Origin of the sequence: Streptomyces malaysiensis subsp. malaysiensis (genome assembly GCF_040653035.1) — a bacterium.
Classification (GTDB): Bacteria; Actinomycetota; Actinomycetes; order Streptomycetales; family Streptomycetaceae; genus Streptomyces; species Streptomyces malaysiensis.
The window spans coordinates 159,537-175,248 of sequence record NZ_JBEZNG010000022.1 but is presented as its reverse complement, the minus strand read 5'-3'; the positions used below and the strand labels follow the sequence as shown (position 1 = coordinate 175,248).

Genomic DNA, 15,712 nt, shown 5'->3' with positions numbered 1-15,712 from the left:
ATCATGATGGTCTGTCAACACATCTCAAAGTCGTGTCGTGGGCGCGGTACACACTGTAGCTCCCGGCCCGGTGCGTGCACCGGGTCAATGCTTCCGGGGCGAGGTGCCTGGGAGGGCTCTGGTGTGCCGCCGGTGAGCGGCGCGGGCGGCTCAGGGGACGCGCAGGGCCAGGATGGCGATGTCGTCGTGCTGGTTGTCGCTCAACCGGCTGAGGAGTTCGTCGCCGAAGACGGCCAGCGGTTCGCGGGCGAGTGTGGCCGCGTGCTGGCGCAGCCGTGTCAGGCCACGGCCGATGTCCTCGCCGGGGCGCTCGATGAGGCCGTCGGTGTAGAAGAGCAGGGTGGCGAGGTGGGGCAGGGCGATGGTCGCGGTCGCTCGTTCGAGGGCGGGGTCGACCCCCAGGATGGGGGCATGGCCTTCCTCCAGCAGAAGGGTGCGGCCGTCGGGCTGGGCCAGCAGGGGCGGAAGGTGGCCGGCGTTGGTCCAGTGCAGTCGCCACGCGCCCTCGGCGGGTGTCTCGATGCGGGCGATGACGGCTGTGACGAGTTCGATGCTGGTCAGGCCGAGCATCACGGTGTCCAGGCGGCTCATGATTCCGGCCGGGTCGTCACCCCTGTCGTAGGCGAGCGCGCGCAGCATATTGCGCAGTTGTCCCATGCGGACGGCGGCCGCCAGATCGTGGCCGACCACGTCCCCGATGGCGAGGATCGCCGAACCGTCGGGGAGCGGAAAGGCGTCGTACCAGTCGCCGCCCACCTCGGCCCGCTCGCGGGCGGCCACGTAGCGGGCGGCGAGATTCAGGTGGGCCAGGCCGGTCAGGTCGGGCAGGAGGGAGAGCTGGAGCTGTTCGGCGGTGTACTGCTGGAGCGCGTACAGACGTGCGTTGTCCAGGGCGAGACCCGCACGATGTCCCAGGTCGGCGGCAAGGGCCCGCTCCTGCTCGTCGAAGGGTACGGCCGGGGCGCGTCGGACGAAGGTGAGTGCGCCCAGTGTCCGACGTCGTACGCGCATGGGCACGATCAGCGCGGTCCCGGCGTCGAGCGCGCGGTACAACGACCGCTGGGCGGCGAGGAGAGAGTCGTCCGGATCGGGTACGCCGAAATCGGTCACCACCACGGGTCCCGCGCCGCGCAGCACCTTCGCCAGAGCGGCGGCCGAGTCGTCCGGCCCTGGCAGAAACCCGCCGGGCACCACGCGCAGCACTCGCTCGGGGTCCCGGTCCATGACCGTGAGACGGCGCAGCCCCTCGCCCTCGACCACGTCGACGACGCAGGCGTCGGCCAGATGCGGCACCACCAGCCGGGCCAGTCGGCGCAGCGACTCCTCCGCGTCCAGGCCCGAGGCCAACGCGCGGCTCGCCTCGGCGAGCAGACGCAGGCGGGCCGCGGCGATCTCCGGTGCGGACTCCCCTGACGGTCCTCCCGGCGGTAGGGACTCCCGCATCATCACGCTCCTCCCAGGTGTCCCCGTCGCCAGGCCGTCCGTCACCCGACCCGGCGTGGTGCGGGGCGTCGGTCGTCGGTCGTCGGTTGTCGGTCGTCGGTCGTCGGTCGTCGCCGGGACGGAAGCGGCCTACCACCGGCTGCCTGTCACCGGCTGGGCGTACCGCCTGCCCGGGACGACACCGACGAGCAGCCCTCCGCTCCCAGTCTGAGGGTTCGGTCGGCACCGGACATCCGGGCAAGCCGGACGGCGGCGGTGGCACCGCACCGTCAACTGTCGGCCCGGTGGGATGGCCCAGACCATTCGCGCGCCCGCGGTCCAGATCCCGGGCCCGGCGCTGCGCATGCGGCACCGGCCGGGTTCCGGGCACCCTGAGGGTGGGGAACCGACACGGTGAGGAGTCGGCGATGCCTGTGCGGCGGCTGGTCCTGGATGTCGACAAGACGGTCAATGAGCCCGATCTGATCCGTCTCGCTTCGGTGATCGAAGCCGCGTCCGGGGTGAAGGCGGTGAACATCGCGGTCACCGAGATCGATATCGAGACCGTCGCTGCCCCTCGCCGCGGCCTCGCTGGTGGGCTCCGGTGCGCCGGTCAGCTACTCGTTGGCGTTCCGGGTGGGGCTGGTGGCGTTGACGACGGCCGCGTTCGCGGTCTTCGTGGCCGACTACGCCGACCGCCGGGCCTATCTGATGCGTGCCTCACGGCAGCTGAACCTGACCGCGCGGGGGCAACTGGCTACGACCCACCTCGGCCGCCTGGCGGTGGCGCGCTCGCTGCTGGCCACGGTGATCGCCTGTACCGCGAGTTTCACCGGCGCGATGCTCCCGCTGCTGGCCGGAGCCGCCCTGCCGGGTCTGTCGTGGATCGTGGTCGTCCTGGCCGTGCTCGCCCTCACGGTGCTGGGGGCCGCGCTGGGGCACTTGTTCGCCAGCAGCCGGATCCGGTGGGCGGCGACGCTGGGGTGCGGTGGGGTGGCCGTGACCTGGATCGGTGTGTGGCTGCACATTGCCTGATCGGGCAGCGTACGGGCGTGCTTCCCGCGCCGTGCCACTCGCCGTCCCGGGACGCTCCACCGGCACCGGGCGCGGCGGGGCCGGTGTCCCGCCGTACGACCGCTCCCACGGGCCCGCCCCCGGCCCGGCGGGCCGAAGCCGCCACGGCGGCGGCGATGGCCGCGCGGACTGGCGGGAATGCCTGGCTGCCGTTCGGCCTCGCCACCGGCTGATCCGGGTGGGCCGCCCGTCGGTGGGCGACGCGTCCATCGGCTCCGCCGTGCCCGCCGCCCTGTCCGCGGGGCTCAGTCGCCGCGGTCGCGTGGGGTGGCGAAGGCGATGAGGAGACCGCTGCCGGGCGCCAGCTGCTGCCAGGGGCCGGGCAGGGCCAGCACGGCGATCGCGGCCGTCGGGAACTTGTCGCGGGCCCGGGTGAGGGCCTCGTCGGCCGCGGTGTCCTGGGTGAGTGCCAAGGTGAGGTCCTGGACCCCGGGGCTGTGTCCGATCAGCAGCAGCGTGCGGCACCGGGCGGGGGTCTCGCGCACGACGGCGAGCAGTTCGGAGGTGCCGGCGCCATAGGCCCGCGGGTCGTAGGTCACGGCAGGCACGGCATCCAGTTCGGGCGCCAGGAGTTCCCAGGTTTCGCGGGTGCGGCGGGTGGGTGAGCAGACGACGGTGTCCGGAACCCACCCGGCCTCGTGCAGCCGGCGGCCGACGGCCGGGGCGTCCCCGCGCCCCCGCGGTGCCAGCGGCCGGTCGTGGTCGGCGACCCCCTCGGGCCAGGCCGACTTGGCGTGCCGCAGCACGATCAGACGAAGCGGTTCCGTAGCCATCGGGCCACCCCCGTGTGGTGTCTAGACATATCCGATCTCCCGGGTGAGCTCCAGCGCGAGGATACGATCGAGGAGGGCGAAGGTCTCGAACTTGGCGCCGTCCGGGAACGTGTCCGCCGCCGCTACGTCGCGCAGCAGTTCCAGCAGGGCGGGGGTGGCCAGGTCGCGGGCAATGGCCGCTTCCGCCGCCTGGGCGATGTCGGCGGGCACGGGCCTCGACGGCGCGCACGCCCACCGCGCCACCTGCCGGCGCCAGCCTTCCAGCGCGTGCGTGGCGGTGGCGAGTACGGGGCCGGTCAGGTCGACGGGCTGCGCGTGGGGGCCGGCCAGAAGAGCCAGCCGTACGGCCAGCGGATCCGCACGGTCCGCCGGGGCATCCGTGGCGTCCCGTGCGACGGCGTCGATGGTCTGCCGTACGCGTCCTACCCGGATCCACACCCCTGTTGAGGCGGCGGGCGGCGGGGCGGCGCCGATGTGTGCGTCGGCAGGCGGGTCGGTGTCGGTACCGGCCCCGGGAGTGTCGATGCCGAAGCCGTCCAGGACGGGCCGCGACAGGGCGTCCTGGTGGGCCGGGCCATCGGGCGCCAGCGTGGCCATGACCTGCACGCCGTGGACTTCCAGGGCGCGCCGCAGCACGTCCGCGACGAGCAGGGCGCGCATACCGGTGGCGTCCAGGACCGCCTGCCCGAGATGGATACGCAGGACCAGGATCCCGCGGCGCCTGGTGGGGAGGTCGGTGCGGCGGCGGGTGTGTCCGTCCGTCACGTACAGCATGGTCATGACGGTCGGGACGGGCCGGGCCCGGGGCACGGGCTGTGGCGGGGCGTCATTCCAGGCGCCCCGTACGCGGAAGGCGGGCGTGCCAGGCGGTGTTCAGCAGTTCATCCGCCACCCCGGCCGGTCCGAGCCCGGCGTTCCGGTGGCGGTCGGGGACGAGCCGGGTCAGAATCTCGGCCCACGCTTCGGGCCGGGCGTGCCGACGAGGCAGGTCGGGCAGGTCCACCAGGTCGGTGCAGGGGGCGGCTTCGGCCACGCACAGCACCCCGCCCGCGACGCGGTCCCGCGCGGCGGCGTGGAGGACGGCGATCGGCCGGGCGGCGGCCTCGTCACGGGGGATGGCGGGCTCGCGCATCAGGACCAGGGCCTCAAGAGGGCGGCCATCGTCGCCGGGAGTGTCCGGCACGCGTCCGTGGCTCACCGCCCGGCCCGCCTTGCCATGCGCCGATGGCGAAGCATCGGCCAGAGGTCCGGCGGTTTCATCGTCACGCCTGGCGGTGTCGGCGACGGTCGCGTCGACCGCAACGGCGATCCTGGGCATCGAGTGCCTGGGCATCGGGTGCCACCTCCGTGCCGCGAGCGTTTTCCTGCATCACGTAGAGGCCATCAGCACCTGTCCGGGTGCGGTCGGCGGCGAGCCTCATCGCCCTGTCCGTCCAGTGTCCCGCGCCGCGGCGGCCGCCTCAAACGGACCTCGGGCGGGTTCCACGGCGACGGACCCGGTAGTCGACGGACCCGGTAGTCGACGGACCCGGTAGTCGACGGATCCGGCGGGAGTCCACGCCTGTCTCGCGCTACCCTTGAGCCCTGCGGTTCCCCCTGGGGGCCGCGCGGCGGTGGGGCCCGCCGTAACCCAACCGCGGCACTGTCGCCGCCAACGGTCCCTGCTTGCGATGGATGCGCTCCGGCATGCCCGGGCGCTGTGCGAGTAGGAGACCCGTGTGGGAGAGTCCCGATCCCCCGTGCTCAACGAGCCCACCGACCCCGATGTCGATCCGCGCGTGCCCGCGCGGCGGGGCGCGCCGCGGCGCGGACAGTGGCCGGTCGTCGCGGCCGTGGCCGTCGGCGGTGTCATCGGCGCCTGTGCCCGCTACGGCGCGGCCCTGCTGTGGCCGACCGCACCGGGCAGCTTTCCCTGGACCACGTTCTGGGTGAACGTGATCGGCTGCGGCGTCATCGGCGTCTTCATGGTGATCATCACCGATGTATGGGCCGCACACCGACTGGTACGGCCCTTCTTCGGCACCGGGGTCCTGGGCGGCTTCACCACGTTCTCCACCTACGCCGTGGACATCCAGCGCCTGGTCGAGGACGGTCGGGCCGGTACCGGTCTGCTCTATCTGGCGGCCACCATGCTCGCGGCGCTGGCGGCCGTGTGGACGACGGCGAACCTCACCCGCCGCATGATCGGACGGAGGCGGTCATGACGAGGCTGACCGGCACTGCCCTACGGGTGACGATCTTCATCGGCGAGAACGACACCTGGCACCACAAGCCCCACTTCTCCGAGATCGTGCACCGGGCACACCAAGCGGGCCTTGCCGGGGCCAGCGTGTTCCGCGGCGTCGAGGGCGACAAGAAGGAGGGCGCGTGAACTGGCTGCTCGTCATGGTCGGCGCGGCCGTCGGGGCCCCGCTGCGCTACCTCACCGACCGCACCGTGCAGTCAAGGCACGACACCGTCTTCCCGTGGGGCACCTTTACCGTCAACGTGGTCGGCTGCCTCATCCTCGGCCTGGTCACCGGGGCGGTCGTCGCCGGCGGGCTCTCCTCCGACGTCCAGCTGCTGATCGGCACCGGGCTGTGCGGAGCGCTGACCACGTACTCCACACTCTCCTACGAGACGCTGCGGCTCACGGAGGAAGGCGCCCGATTCTTCGCCGCGGCCAACACGATCGCCGGCATCGCCGCCGGGCTCGGAGCGGCCTTCACCGGAGCGGCGCTCGCCCAGGCCATTTGGTCCTGAGGGCCCGCGGTTCCCGCTGGTCTTGTTGTCCGCTTCGGAGCGGGCCAGACGACGCCGGTGGGCCGCGAACGTCTCCACGGCCAAACGCCCCGAGACCATCCCTCAACGCAAGCAATCAGCTCAGGTCGGCTCGGCGATCACACATAGTCGGCCAGGACCTGGCCCTGCAAGCGTGTGGCGTCCTGGCCGGGCGGCACGCCGAACAGCCGACGGTACTCCCGGCTGAACTGGGACGGGCTGGAGTAGCCGACGGCGTGTCCCACCTCCGCGATGTCCCGGGCACCGGCCACCAGCCGCATCCGGGCCTGCTGGAGCCGCAGTTGCTTCTGGTATTGCAGCGGGCTCATGGCGGTGGCCGCCCGGAAGTGCCGGTTGAGCGCCGGAGCGCTGAGCCCGACGTGGTCGGCGAGGTCGCTGATCCGGATCGGCTGGTCGTAGCGGGCCTGGAGCCATTCGACGGCGCGCGCGACGAGCGCGAGGCCGCTGTTGGCGAGGCCGACCTGCCGGACGGTGGCACCGTGCGGTCCGGTCAGCAGCCGCCAGTGGATCTCCCGCTCGACGGCCGCGCCCAGAACCCTGACGTCGTCGGGGCGGTCCATGAGCCTGAGCAGGCGCACGATCGGATCGAGCAACAGCTCGTCGGCGTCGCTCATCACGACCCCGGCGCCGCCACCCTGCCGGGACCTGCGCGAAGGCACCTGGAGCAGGAGTTCGACGATCACCGACGGCTTGAGCGCGAGCCCGAACGCGAGGAACGGCTCGGCGGTGCTCGCCCGGGTGATCTGGCTGGTCACCGGCACATCGACGGTGACCACGAGGTACTGCCCGGCGCGGTAGTCGAAGACGCGGTCCCCGACCACGGTGCGTTTGGCCCCCTGGGCGACGACCGCGAGCGCCGGGCGGACGATGTCGCCGAGCGGCCGTGTCGTGCGGTCGGCCGAGAACACCTTGGCGCCTTCGACCGGCAGGGACCCGGGCCCGCGTGCGGTCAGCCGCGTGATCTCGGAACACAGGTCGTCCAGCGTGGCCATGGTCCCAGTCGAGCACGCGGGGCAACCGGGGGCAACCGATCCGCGCCGGCGGGAGCGGATCGTGCAAGGGTGGGATCGCATCGGTCTAGGTGTGCGGTGATCGCCGGTGTGGGATGAAGGAGTCCTTGAGAACGACGCGCCCGACGGCGCACGACACACATGAGGAGCCACCGCCGTGCCTCTCGATTCCTACGTGACACTCCCCCGCTGCGGACTGCGTGTCAGCCCGCTGACCCTCGGCACGATGACCTTCGGCGACGACGCCGGCTGGGGCACCGGCGAGGAGGAGTCCACCGCGATCCTGGCGAACTACCTGGAACTGGGCGGGAACTCGGTCGACACCGCCAACATCTACACCAACGGCCACTCCGAGAAGATCATCGGTGACTTCTTCGCCGGCCGGAACGCCCTGCGCGACCGCACCGTGATCGGCACCAAATTCTTCGGCAACCTCCACCTCGGCGACCCCAACGGTGGCGGCACCGGCCGGAAGGCGCTGCACCGGCAGCTCGAAGAGTCGCTGCGGCGGCTGCGCATGGACTACGTCGACATCCTCTGGATCCACAACTGGGACCAGGGCACCCCGGTCGAGGAGACGCTGCGCGCCCTCGACGACCTGGTGAGCGCCGGGAAGATCCGCTACGTCGGCTTCTCCGACCTGCCCGCGTGGAAGGCCGCCGAAGCACAGACCATCGCCCTGCTGCGCGGCTGGTCGCCCGCCGTGGCGCTGCAAATCGAGTACTCGCTCATCGAACGAACCGGCGAAGGCGAGTTGCTCCCGTTCGCCCGGTCCGCCGGGCTCGCCGTCATGCCGTGGAGCCCGCTGCGCCGCGGCGTACTGAGCGGTAAATACACCCGCGACAACCGTGACCGGCCCCGCGACGACGGCCTTCCCGCCCCTGACGACAGGGAACTCGACATCGTCGAAACGCTCATCCGCGTGGCCGCCGAGACCGGCGCGACCCCCGCGGCGACCGCGCTGGCCTGGGTGGCGTCCCGGCCCGGTGTGTCCTCCACCATCATCGGCGCCCGCCGCCCCTCACAGTTCGAGGACAACATCGCCGCCCTCGACGTCCAACTCACCGACGACCAGCTCGCCGCCCTGGACCGGGCATCGGCCCCGTCGTTGAACTTCCCCGCCGAGAACAACACGATGCTGGCCCCGATGCTCCAGTACGCCGGAGCCACCGTCGACGGACAGGACCACGTCCCGTTTCCCCAGCTGACGGCCAGCAGCACACGCTACTGACCCCGGCGGCGCCGGGCGCGCGCGGTGACGGCGCCCCATGGCCGGGCGAGCCTCTCACGCCGTGATGGGTTCCTCTCTCAGAGCGCCCGCAGTCCGTGTTCCCGGAACCGCTCGCGCACCCGCTCCGTCAGGTCCGGGTGCGGCGTGGGTGTGTCGCGCAGGGGGAAGGGAATCCCCAGTGCGTCGTACTTGTGGGCCCCCAGCTTGTGGAACGGCAGGATGTCCACCCGGTCGACGTTGCCCAGACCGGCGAGGAACCCGCCGAGCCCGTCGACGGCCAACGGGTCGTCGGTCCAGCCGGGCACGAGGACGTAGCACCCTCACTCCGTCCGCGGAACTCCGCCGCTTCGCATGCTCGTCGCTCGCGATGCCCGTCCGGAGGGCCTCGCGGCGCACCTGTGGGGCGCCACCCGTCCCTCTCGTGCCGGGCCGTAGGTCCCTGTCAGGACGGCCCCCTTCCCGACGCCTGTCCCAAGGACACGCCCATGGGCTGCCCTGGCCCATGCCGACGCCACGCGCGCGCGGTGGACGTCGGCCTGTTTCCCTGGACGGCCGGCGGTGCCCGCATCAGGCCGTCGGCACCAGGACCACCGGGCAGTGGGAGTGGTGCAACAGGGTGTGCGCGACCAGACCGAGCCGTCCCGCGCGGTGGTGCGCGCCGATGACCACGACACCGGCCCCACGGGTAGCCGCCAGCAGGGCGTGGGCCAGACCGGTGCGGACCGTGCGGCTGTCGACGTCGACCTCGGGGTACTCCTGCCGCGGTCGGGCGATGCCGAACCGCGCGACGGCTTCATCCGCCCGGTCGTCGCGCGCCTTGCGCTGCCGATCGAGACTCGTCACGGCTACCGGCGAGGTCGGTTCGGGTGTGATGTGCCGGTGCGTTGCCGAGTGCAGGACGCGCAGCCGGGTCCCGCGACGCCCGGCCTCCTCGAAGGCGTAGGCGGCCGCGGCCGCGTCGGCGTCGGCGTCGCCCTCCAGGCCGAGCAGTACCTCGCGCCCGCCGGCGCAGGGGTGGTCCCCGCGGACGACGAGCAGCGGGCCGTGCGTGTGCGCGGCCAGCCGCAGACTCACCGAGCCGACCAGCAGGCCGGTGACACCGCCGAGCCCCCTGGTGCCCACGACGGTGAGGACGGCCCGCTCGCTCTCCCGCGCCATCGCCCGCACGGTGCCGTCCTCCACGGCCCGGGTCTCCACCGGAAGACCGGGACGACGCTCGTGGACCCGTGCGGCGGCCGATGCCAGAACCGGCCCGGCCTCGTCGCGGTCAGTCACGGCGTACACGATGCGCAACGCGGTGCCGCGGCGCAACGCTTCCTCGGTGGCCCAGTCCAGCGCCCGTACAGCGACTACCGAGCCGTCGACACCGACGGCCACATGACGGAGAGTCACGGTCTTGCTCCCTTCGAGCGTCAGTCGTGCGCGACCACGGCGACGGGTGCGGTGACGTGGTGCGGCACCGCGTGGGTGACAGCGCCGATGTGGGCGCCGAAGGGGTTGCGGCGCACCACGGACTGTCCTACGGATCCGACGCGGAATCCGCCGAGCCCGCTCGGCGCGCGGGAGCCGAGCACCAGCAGATCGGCGTCGCGGGCGGCCTCCACGAGGACGTCGGCCGGGGCTCCGGCCCGCTGTTCGGTGGACACCTCGACTCCCGGATGACGCTGTATCAGGTCCTCGGCGGCCTCGCGGGGGACCCGCTCGGTCCAGTGCCGGTAGGTCCGCCGCACGGCGGTGTTCGGCGCAGCCATCCGTTGCCACGGACGAACGGGAGCCGGGCCCAAAGCCGTCCGGTTCCGGCGGAAAGCTGGCAGATGGGTGCCCGCGCCGCGGTGGGAGTGCCCGTGCACGGCCATGATGGTGATCCCTTCAGGGACTGTCCGGGGTGGTTCCCGACACCACTCACTCTGGTACAGGAACCGATCGCGCGCCGGGGGCCGGCGGGCCGCGATCGCTGGCCGAACAGGCCCTTCGCAGAGGGACGTTCGGCCACACCCGGGGGCCGTGGCCGTCCGGACCCTCGCCAGGCCGTGGAGCCCCTCGTAGACGCACCGGTGCTTGCCTCGTCCGGACGGGCTCACAACTCCCCCAGGGGGTCGTCCAGCCGCAGCAGGCTCAGTCGTGGGGGACGACGGCGACGGGGCAGCCGACGTGGTGCAGGACCGCGTGCACGACGGGACCGGCGTGGGCACCGATCCCGTGCCCGTTCCTGCGACGGCCCACCACGAGCAGCCCGGCGTCCCGCGCCGCGTGCACCAGCGTGGCGGCGGCCCGGCCCTCGGTGACCGTCTCGGTCACGGGGACGGTCGGATACCGCTCCCGCCAGGGGCGCAGCACCGCTGTCAGGATGCCCTTCACGTCGGCAGGCGCCCGCGCCGGCGGCTGCGGGTCGGATGCCGGAGCTTCGGGGGCCGCGAGCCGAAGGGGCACCGACGGACCGGGGGTGGGCCGGAGCGGTGTCCGGACGGCATGGATCACCCGCAGACCGGTACCGCGCCGCCGGGCGGTGTCGAAGGCGAACTCGATCAGTTCGTCGCAGGGATGCCCGATGTGCAGCCCCAGGACGACCTCACGGTAAGGCGTTCCGGGGATCTCCTCCGGAGCGATGCCGTCCACGGCCGGCAAGTGCTCGTCGGCGGCGCTCCGCCCCGCCCGTACCAGGACCACGGGGTGGGCGGACCGGGCGACAACGCGCTGGGACACGGACCCCGTCACAAACCCGCCCACCGGCCCCAGCCCGAGTGAGCCGAGGACCAGCATGTCGGCATCGGCCGCGGCGGCGACCAGCGCGGCAACCGTCGCCTCGCGCACAAGGCGCTCGGTGATTCGCAGACCGGGATGGGCCGAGCGAACGCTGCGCACGGCCTCCGCGAGGGTCAGCTCGGCCCAGTCGTGCTCGGTGCGGTGCGAAGGAACGTATGGGGCGGGGCGGGCGGGGCGGTGCCAGGCGCGCACCACACTGAGCCCGGTGCCCCGCCGTTGGGCTTCCTGGGCCGCCCAGTGGGCGGCCGCGAGGCTCGTGGGCGATCCGTCGACCCCCACCGCGATGGCATGCGGCATGACGCGTCCCCTCCCGAGTCCGTGGACTTCCAGATGTCTTCGAGCATCCCGTCGGCATGCGGGAAGGCACAGGGGCCGTCCAGCTCAGGTACGAGGCCCTCCGGCCCCGCGGGTACGGAGGGCACACACCAGGGCCGACCGGGACCCCGGGAGCGACTGGCGACGCTACAGCCCCCCGTGGCCGGGCCCCGTGGCCCCTGCTGTCAGGGCCGGATGGGTCCTGGAAGCAGGGCAGTGCGCACAGCAGCCTTGAGGCATCGTCGGAACGATCACAAGGAGTCGGACACATGACCGCCGAGGACATCGACATCGAGGGTGTCGGCGCAGCCGTGCGGGTGCGGACCGAGGGCGATGTGGAAGAGGAGTCGCTCGCGTACCTGCGAGAGAAGGTCGGCGCCGTACTCGGCCGTCCCGGACTTCCGCCCGTCAGCGGTGAGGTGCACCTCACCAGGGCGGCAGCCCACCACGTCGAGTTTCCCTGGGCCGCCGTCGCCGAGATCCAGATGGGCGCCGACCTCGTCGTCGTGCACGCCCGCGAGGCGAGCGCCCGGGAACTCGCCGACCGGCTGCACGACCGGCTGCGCGGCCGCATGGAACGCGCTCGGCGCCGCCGGAACACTGCCCACAGGACGGCCGCGCCACCCCCGTGGCGCGGCGGCCCGCAGCAGTAGTGGAAGCGCCCGGTCTCCGCACCCGATCCGGCGGGGAGCGGGGCCGGTCCGATCCCCGTTCCCCACCGCACTGGTGAAGTGACCCACTCGACGGCGGGACGCGGCAAGTTGCCGGCGTCCGGCGTGGGCCCAACGGCCCGACCCCGGTGGTGAGTCGGTCCCCGGTCGGCCTTCCCCCGATGGCTGGTCGACCCATGTGAGAACTCACTCCCGACTGTCACCTTCGTGAACGTCACGACGAGGACGGAGGGCGGATCGATGGACGGCGGCAGACCTGCGACGAAGCGGCTCTGGAGATGGCGCGACAACCCGCTGCGACGGCGCGACGACATCCTCGAAGCCTGGATCATGCTGGCCGTGTGGGCGGTTATCGCGGTGGGCGGTACCGTCATCGGACTGGTGACGGCGCACGCGGCCGACGAGGTGTTCGCCCGGCAGCGCGCCGAGCGCCATTCCGTGCGCGCTGTCCTCCTCGACGACGTACCCCGGAATGTCACGGGAGACGGCGCCGCCGGTGACCGGATCACGGCGCGAGTTCGCTGAACAGGCCCCGAAGGCTCCACCCACACCGACGAGGCCCTGGTGGAATCCGGGCTGAAAGCCGGCACCAGGACCGTCATCTGGACGGATGGCCGGGACGAGATCACCGCCGAGCCACTGACTCCGATGGAAGCGTCCATCGAGGCCGGCGCCCTGGCCACCGTGGCCGCTCTCGCCTTCGCCGGCATCGCCTTCGGCGCCGGAACCCTCGCACGGTGGAGGCTCGACCGGCGGCGCATCGACCAGTGGGGCACGGACTGGGACCTGGTCGGCCCGCGATGGGGGCACAGGACCGGGTGACACCCGCGCGTTGCGGCGCCAAGCCGTTCGAGCACCCCGCTGGTTCCGCCTCCATGGTCGTGTCCGCCGACTCCACGGCGATCCGTGTGGCAAGGGGTTTGCCGTCCAGGGTTCGACACGACGCCGCTGCTTCCGTCGCGCGAGCGTTTTCGTGGGCCCCGGACGTCGTGCCGGGCGGCCCGGCCACGGGGCCGGGTGGCCCATCGCCCGGCACGGGGCACCGGAGCACGTTGGACGTGGCAGATTCGTACGCCCTGACTGGAGGCACGTCATGAACGCTCCCGCCACGGCCGGCATGCTCCAGGCGCTGCCGGCCGAGCACCGCCACCGGCTGATGCGTTTCGCCCGAGAGGTGTCGTTCCCGCAGGGCACCCGGCTCTTCGAGGAAGGCGGCAAGGCGGATCGATTCTGGATCATCCGTACCGGCAGCGTCACCCTCGACATGCACGTGCCCGGCCGCCGGGCCGCCGTCATCGAAACCCTCCGGCACAACGAACTCATCGGATGTTCCTGGTTGTTCACCCCGCACAGCTGGCACATGGGCGCCGAGACGACGAGCCCGCTACGTGCCTACGAGTTCGACGCCACCGCGATCCGCTCGATGTGCCGGGACGACCCCGCGCTCGGCGCGAGCGTCACCCAGTGGGTGGGCGATGTCCTCGCCCACCGCCTGCGCTCGGCCCGGACCCGGCTGCTCGCCCTCTACGCCCCGCATGGCGGCGGCCTCCTGTGACCGAGCCGGCGTCGAGCCGGGAGGGCGGGCCTTCACCACCATGCCCTGCCCCGTACCGCCCGCGATGTCACCGCGCGGCCTCGCCGGGACGGCACGGTGAAGGGCGAACAGCAACGGCCGTGCGATCAGCGCCACGGACGCGCAGATCGCGGCGGCCGCCGGCGCCGCCGCCCTCCCCCGAGATGAAACCCATTGCCGGAACTTGACCCGAGCGCCGACGCTCACGAGGCAACACCCGGGCACCCATCCCCCCTTCCCCGGCGGCGACTTGACAGGGAGGCCACATCTCGGAAAACCTCATCAAGCGAACATGACATTCACATTCACCTGGAGGTGATGCACGGCCATGCGCATCGCGTTCGTCGGCAAGGGCGGGAGCGGAAAGACCACCCTCTCCGGCCTCTTCGCCCGGCATCTGGCTCGTTCCGGCGCCCCGGTCGTCGCCATAGACGCCGATATCAATCAGCATCTGGGGACCGCCCTCGGGCTGGACGAGGACGAGCTGCGCGAGACCGTCCCGCTCAGCACACGCCTCACCGAGATCAAGGAGTACCTGCGCGGCGACAACCCCCGCATCCCCTCCGCCGAGGCCATGGTCAAGACCACTCCGCCGGGCACCGGCTCCCGTCTGCTGCGCCCGCTCGGCACCGATCCGGTGCACACCCGCCACATCCGGGAAGTCGCCGGAGTCGGGCTGCTGACCACCGGTGTGTTCACCGAGGAGGATCTCGGCGTCGCGTGCTATCACTCCAAGCTCGGTGCCGTCGAGCTGTATTTGAACCATCTGGTGGACGACGCCGGGGAGTACGTCGTCGTCGACATGACCGCCGGGGCCGACTCCTTCGCCTCCGGGCTCTTCACACGCTTCGACATGACCTTCCTGGTCGCCGAGCCCACCCGCAAGGGCGTGTCCGTCTACCACCAGTACAGGGATCACGCCACCGAGTTCGGCGTGCCCTTGGCCGTGGTCGGCAACAAGGTGACCGGCGAGGACGACCGGCTCTTCCTCAAGGAGCACATCGGCGACGACCTGCTGGTCTGCTTCGGCCACTCCGACTGGGTCCGCGCCCGCGAGCAAGGCCGCCACACCGGCGTCCTCGAGCCCGAACACCGCCTGGCGCTCGATGAGCTGCGGACCGCCGTGGACTCGCGCACCAAGGACTGGGAGACCTTCCAGCGGCAGGCGATCGAGTTCCACCTGCGCAACGCTCACGCCTGGGCGAACCGCTCCACGGGCCAGGACCTGAGCACCCAGATCGACCCGGACTTCCGGCACGGGCCGACCGCACTGCCCGGAAATCACACACCAGGGGCCCACGCCGGGACCCCCGGCTGAGCACCACGCTTCATCACCCCGTAACCGACCGATGGGACACCGATCCGCCATGTCGCTGAACGTCACGCCGGAACTCCTCGCCCAGGCCGAGCAGGGCGAGATCCGTGAACAGGACTTCGTCGCCACCGTCCGGGAATCGCTGCCGTACGCCTACGAGCTCATCGCCGGACTGGCGGGCTCGCTCCGCGAGGGTGACGCCGAGTTCGCGGACAACCAGACGCCGCCCCCGTCCGAGGCCGAGCGTGGCCAGCTACTGCGCGCGCTCGCCAGCGACGCCATCCGCGGCAGCCTGGAACGCCACTTCGGCGTCACCCTGGCCTTCATGAACTGCCACCGGGTGGCCGTCTTCCGTCCGGGCACCGAGGAAGGTCCGACCTACACGAGGTTCACCTCGACACGGTCCCAGATCCTCAACCAGTCCCCCGAGTTCCGCGACTGCTGACCTGCATGACGAGACGACCGGCACCCCGGTGGAGCGTGACCCCGCCGAGGTCACGCTGCACGTGGGCGTTCGAGGCCAAGGGCGACTACACACTCACCTTCCAGGCCACCGGGACGCTCACGGATGGCACGACGGTGAACTCCGGGGCCGTGGACCACCACTTCACCGTCGGCTGACAGCCGCATCCCCGGCCCGCACCGTTCCACCCCGGGGGTGATCGCGGCAGCCGCTCGTCCTATCGCCTCCCCGCGGCTGCCGCACATGGGGCCGGGTCACGAAGTACTCACGTGACCCGGCCCCACCATGCGCTCGGTCGAGCGCCCGCACAGAGCAGGGGCC

16 protein-coding genes, 5 pseudogenes and 1 riboswitch are annotated in these 15,712 nt (G+C 72.2%); of the genes and pseudogenes, 12 read left to right on the top strand and 9 right to left on the bottom strand.

What is annotated here, in order from left to right; all coding sequences use genetic code 11:
• Positions 1–150 precede the first annotated feature (150 nt).
• Entirely contained in the window at positions 151–1,443 is a 1,293-nt protein-coding gene (locus tag AB0E24_RS34295) for a PP2C family protein-serine/threonine phosphatase (protein WP_359382958.1), read from the bottom strand.
• A gap of 407 nt (positions 1,444–1,850) precedes the next feature.
• Between AB0E24_RS34295 and AB0E24_RS34290 the strand changes: the two are divergent.
• A pseudogene (locus AB0E24_RS34290) lies at positions 1,851–1,931 on the top strand (DUF211 domain-containing protein); the annotation flags it as partial.
• A 136-nt stretch (positions 1,932–2,067) separates the two neighbouring features.
• A complete protein-coding gene (locus tag AB0E24_RS34285; RefSeq protein WP_359382955.1) occupies positions 2,068–2,457 on the top strand; it encodes a hypothetical protein in 390 nt (129 codons plus the stop codon).
• A gap of 284 nt (positions 2,458–2,741) precedes the next feature.
• Here AB0E24_RS34285 and AB0E24_RS34280 read toward each other — a convergent pair whose 3' ends face one another.
• The 3 genes from AB0E24_RS34280 to AB0E24_RS34270 are packed head-to-tail and all read right to left on the bottom strand — an operon-like array spanning position 2,742 to position 4,602.
• The gene (locus tag AB0E24_RS34280; protein WP_069868092.1) at positions 2,742–3,269 is read right to left on the bottom strand and encodes a SixA phosphatase family protein; all 528 of its coding nucleotides are present in this window, start codon (positions 3,267–3,269) and stop codon (positions 2,742–2,744) included.
• 21 nt (positions 3,270–3,290) lie between these two features.
• Positions 3,291–4,043, bottom strand: a complete 753-nt coding sequence (locus AB0E24_RS34275) for a hypothetical protein (RefSeq protein ID WP_359382951.1) — start codon at positions 4,041–4,043, stop codon at positions 3,291–3,293.
• A 52-nt stretch (positions 4,044–4,095) separates the two neighbouring features.
• Positions 4,096–4,602, bottom strand: a complete 507-nt coding sequence (locus AB0E24_RS34270) for an inorganic diphosphatase (RefSeq protein WP_359382949.1) — start codon at positions 4,600–4,602, stop codon at positions 4,096–4,098.
• A 34-nt stretch (positions 4,603–4,636) separates the two neighbouring features.
• Positions 4,637–4,703, bottom strand: a riboswitch (Fluoride riboswitch).
• Positions 4,704–4,987: 284 nt separating this feature from the next.
• Between AB0E24_RS34270 and crcB (AB0E24_RS34265) the strand changes: the two genes are divergently transcribed.
• The 3 genes and pseudogenes from crcB (AB0E24_RS34265) to crcB (AB0E24_RS34255) all read left to right on the top strand — a co-directional run bounded on the left by crcB (AB0E24_RS34265) (position 4,988) and on the right by crcB (AB0E24_RS34255) (position 6,011).
• Positions 4,988–5,473, top strand: coding sequence for a fluoride efflux transporter CrcB (gene crcB, locus AB0E24_RS34265; RefSeq protein ID WP_371351643.1), 486 nt, complete (start codon positions 4,988–4,990; stop codon positions 5,471–5,473).
• Positions 5,470–5,619: pseudogene (locus tag AB0E24_RS34260) on the top strand (DUF190 domain-containing protein); the annotation flags it as partial. The gene crcB (AB0E24_RS34265) and the pseudogene AB0E24_RS34260, both read left to right, overlap by 4 nt.
• 17 nt (positions 5,620–5,636) lie before the next feature.
• On the top strand, positions 5,637–6,011 hold the full coding sequence (gene crcB, locus AB0E24_RS34255) for a fluoride efflux transporter CrcB (RefSeq protein WP_359382946.1): 375 nt from the start codon (positions 5,637–5,639) through the stop codon (positions 6,009–6,011).
• Between the two features lie 137 nt (positions 6,012–6,148).
• On the opposite strand, the gene AB0E24_RS34250 is transcribed toward crcB (AB0E24_RS34255), so the two are convergent.
• Entirely contained in the window at positions 6,149–7,042 is an 894-nt protein-coding gene (locus tag AB0E24_RS34250) for an AraC family transcriptional regulator (RefSeq protein ID WP_147965796.1), read from the bottom strand.
• Positions 7,043–7,217: 175 nt separating this feature from the next.
• On the opposite strand from AB0E24_RS34250, the gene AB0E24_RS34245 reads away from it, so the two are divergent.
• Positions 7,218–8,291 (top strand): aldo/keto reductase, encoded by a 1,074-nt coding sequence (locus AB0E24_RS34245; RefSeq protein WP_232636372.1) that lies wholly within the window; start codon positions 7,218–7,220, stop codon positions 8,289–8,291.
• A 77-nt stretch (positions 8,292–8,368) separates the two neighbouring features.
• On the opposite strand, the pseudogene AB0E24_RS34240 reads toward AB0E24_RS34245, so the two are convergent.
• From AB0E24_RS34240 to AB0E24_RS34225, 4 genes and pseudogenes are all read right to left on the bottom strand, one after another.
• Positions 8,369–8,605: pseudogene (locus AB0E24_RS34240) on the bottom strand (pyruvate formate-lyase-activating protein); the annotation flags it as partial.
• A 253-nt stretch (positions 8,606–8,858) separates the two neighbouring features.
• A complete protein-coding gene (locus AB0E24_RS34235; RefSeq protein ID WP_359382942.1) occupies positions 8,859–9,683 on the bottom strand; it encodes a universal stress protein in 825 nt (274 codons plus the stop codon).
• 113 nt (positions 9,684–9,796) lie between these two features.
• Positions 9,797–10,012, bottom strand: a pseudogene (locus AB0E24_RS46060) (universal stress protein); the annotation flags it as partial.
• A gap of 394 nt (positions 10,013–10,406) precedes the next feature.
• Positions 10,407–11,351 (bottom strand): universal stress protein, encoded by a 945-nt coding sequence (locus tag AB0E24_RS34225; RefSeq protein WP_359382940.1) that lies wholly within the window; start codon positions 11,349–11,351, stop codon positions 10,407–10,409.
• A gap of 287 nt (positions 11,352–11,638) precedes the next feature.
• Here AB0E24_RS34225 and AB0E24_RS34220 point away from each other — a divergent pair, with 287 nt between their 5' ends.
• The 6 genes and pseudogenes from AB0E24_RS34220 (at position 11,639) to AB0E24_RS34190 (ending at position 15,549) form a co-directional block, all read left to right on the top strand.
• A complete protein-coding gene (locus tag AB0E24_RS34220; protein ID WP_347234145.1) occupies positions 11,639–12,022 on the top strand; it encodes a hypothetical protein in 384 nt (127 codons plus the stop codon).
• 258 nt (positions 12,023–12,280) lie between these two features.
• Positions 12,281–12,862, top strand: a pseudogene (locus AB0E24_RS46055) (Rv1733c family protein).
• A 271-nt stretch (positions 12,863–13,133) separates the two neighbouring features.
• The gene (locus tag AB0E24_RS34205; RefSeq protein ID WP_147967043.1) at positions 13,134–13,595 is read left to right on the top strand and encodes a Crp/Fnr family transcriptional regulator; all 462 of its coding nucleotides are present in this window, start codon (positions 13,134–13,136) and stop codon (positions 13,593–13,595) included.
• Between the two features lie 346 nt (positions 13,596–13,941).
• Entirely contained in the window at positions 13,942–14,931 is a 990-nt protein-coding gene (locus AB0E24_RS34200) for an ATP-binding protein (RefSeq protein ID WP_359382930.1), read from the top strand.
• 49 nt (positions 14,932–14,980) lie between these two features.
• On the top strand, positions 14,981–15,373 hold the full coding sequence (locus AB0E24_RS34195; protein ID WP_069868111.1) for an SCO5389 family protein: 393 nt from the start codon (positions 14,981–14,983) through the stop codon (positions 15,371–15,373).
• 5 nt (positions 15,374–15,378) lie between these two features.
• Entirely contained in the window at positions 15,379–15,549 is a 171-nt protein-coding gene (locus AB0E24_RS34190; RefSeq protein WP_359382928.1) for a TIGR03769 domain-containing protein, read from the top strand.
• Positions 15,550–15,712 lie beyond the last annotated feature (163 nt).

Bases quoted from the DNA above. Each gene is read 5' to 3' on its own strand.
- AB0E24_RS34295 (WP_359382958.1), bottom strand. From the start codon at position 1,443: ATGCGGGAGTCCCTACCGCCGGGAGGACCGTCAGGGGAGTCCGCACCG.
- AB0E24_RS34280 (WP_069868092.1), bottom strand. From the start codon at position 3,269: ATGGCTACGGAACCGCTTCGTCTGATCGTGCTGCGGCACGCCAAGTCG.
- AB0E24_RS34275 (WP_359382951.1), bottom strand. From the start codon at position 4,043: ATGCTGTACGTGACGGACGGACACACCCGCCGCCGCACCGACCTCCCC.
- AB0E24_RS34270 (WP_359382949.1), bottom strand. From the start codon at position 4,602: ATGCCCAGGCACTCGATGCCCAGGATCGCCGTTGCGGTCGACGCGACC.
- AB0E24_RS34250 (WP_147965796.1), bottom strand. From the start codon at position 7,042: ATGGCCACGCTGGACGACCTGTGTTCCGAGATCACGCGGCTGACCGCA.
- AB0E24_RS34225 (WP_359382940.1), bottom strand. From the start codon at position 11,351: ATGCCGCATGCCATCGCGGTGGGGGTCGACGGATCGCCCACGAGCCTC.
- AB0E24_RS34220 (WP_347234145.1), top strand. From the start codon at position 11,639: ATGACCGCCGAGGACATCGACATCGAGGGTGTCGGCGCAGCCGTGCGG.
- AB0E24_RS34205 (WP_147967043.1), top strand. From the start codon at position 13,134: ATGAACGCTCCCGCCACGGCCGGCATGCTCCAGGCGCTGCCGGCCGAG.
- AB0E24_RS34200 (WP_359382930.1), top strand. From the start codon at position 13,942: ATGCGCATCGCGTTCGTCGGCAAGGGCGGGAGCGGAAAGACCACCCTC.
- AB0E24_RS34195 (WP_069868111.1), top strand. From the start codon at position 14,981: ATGTCGCTGAACGTCACGCCGGAACTCCTCGCCCAGGCCGAGCAGGGC.
- AB0E24_RS34190 (WP_359382928.1), top strand. From the start codon at position 15,379: ATGACGAGACGACCGGCACCCCGGTGGAGCGTGACCCCGCCGAGGTCA.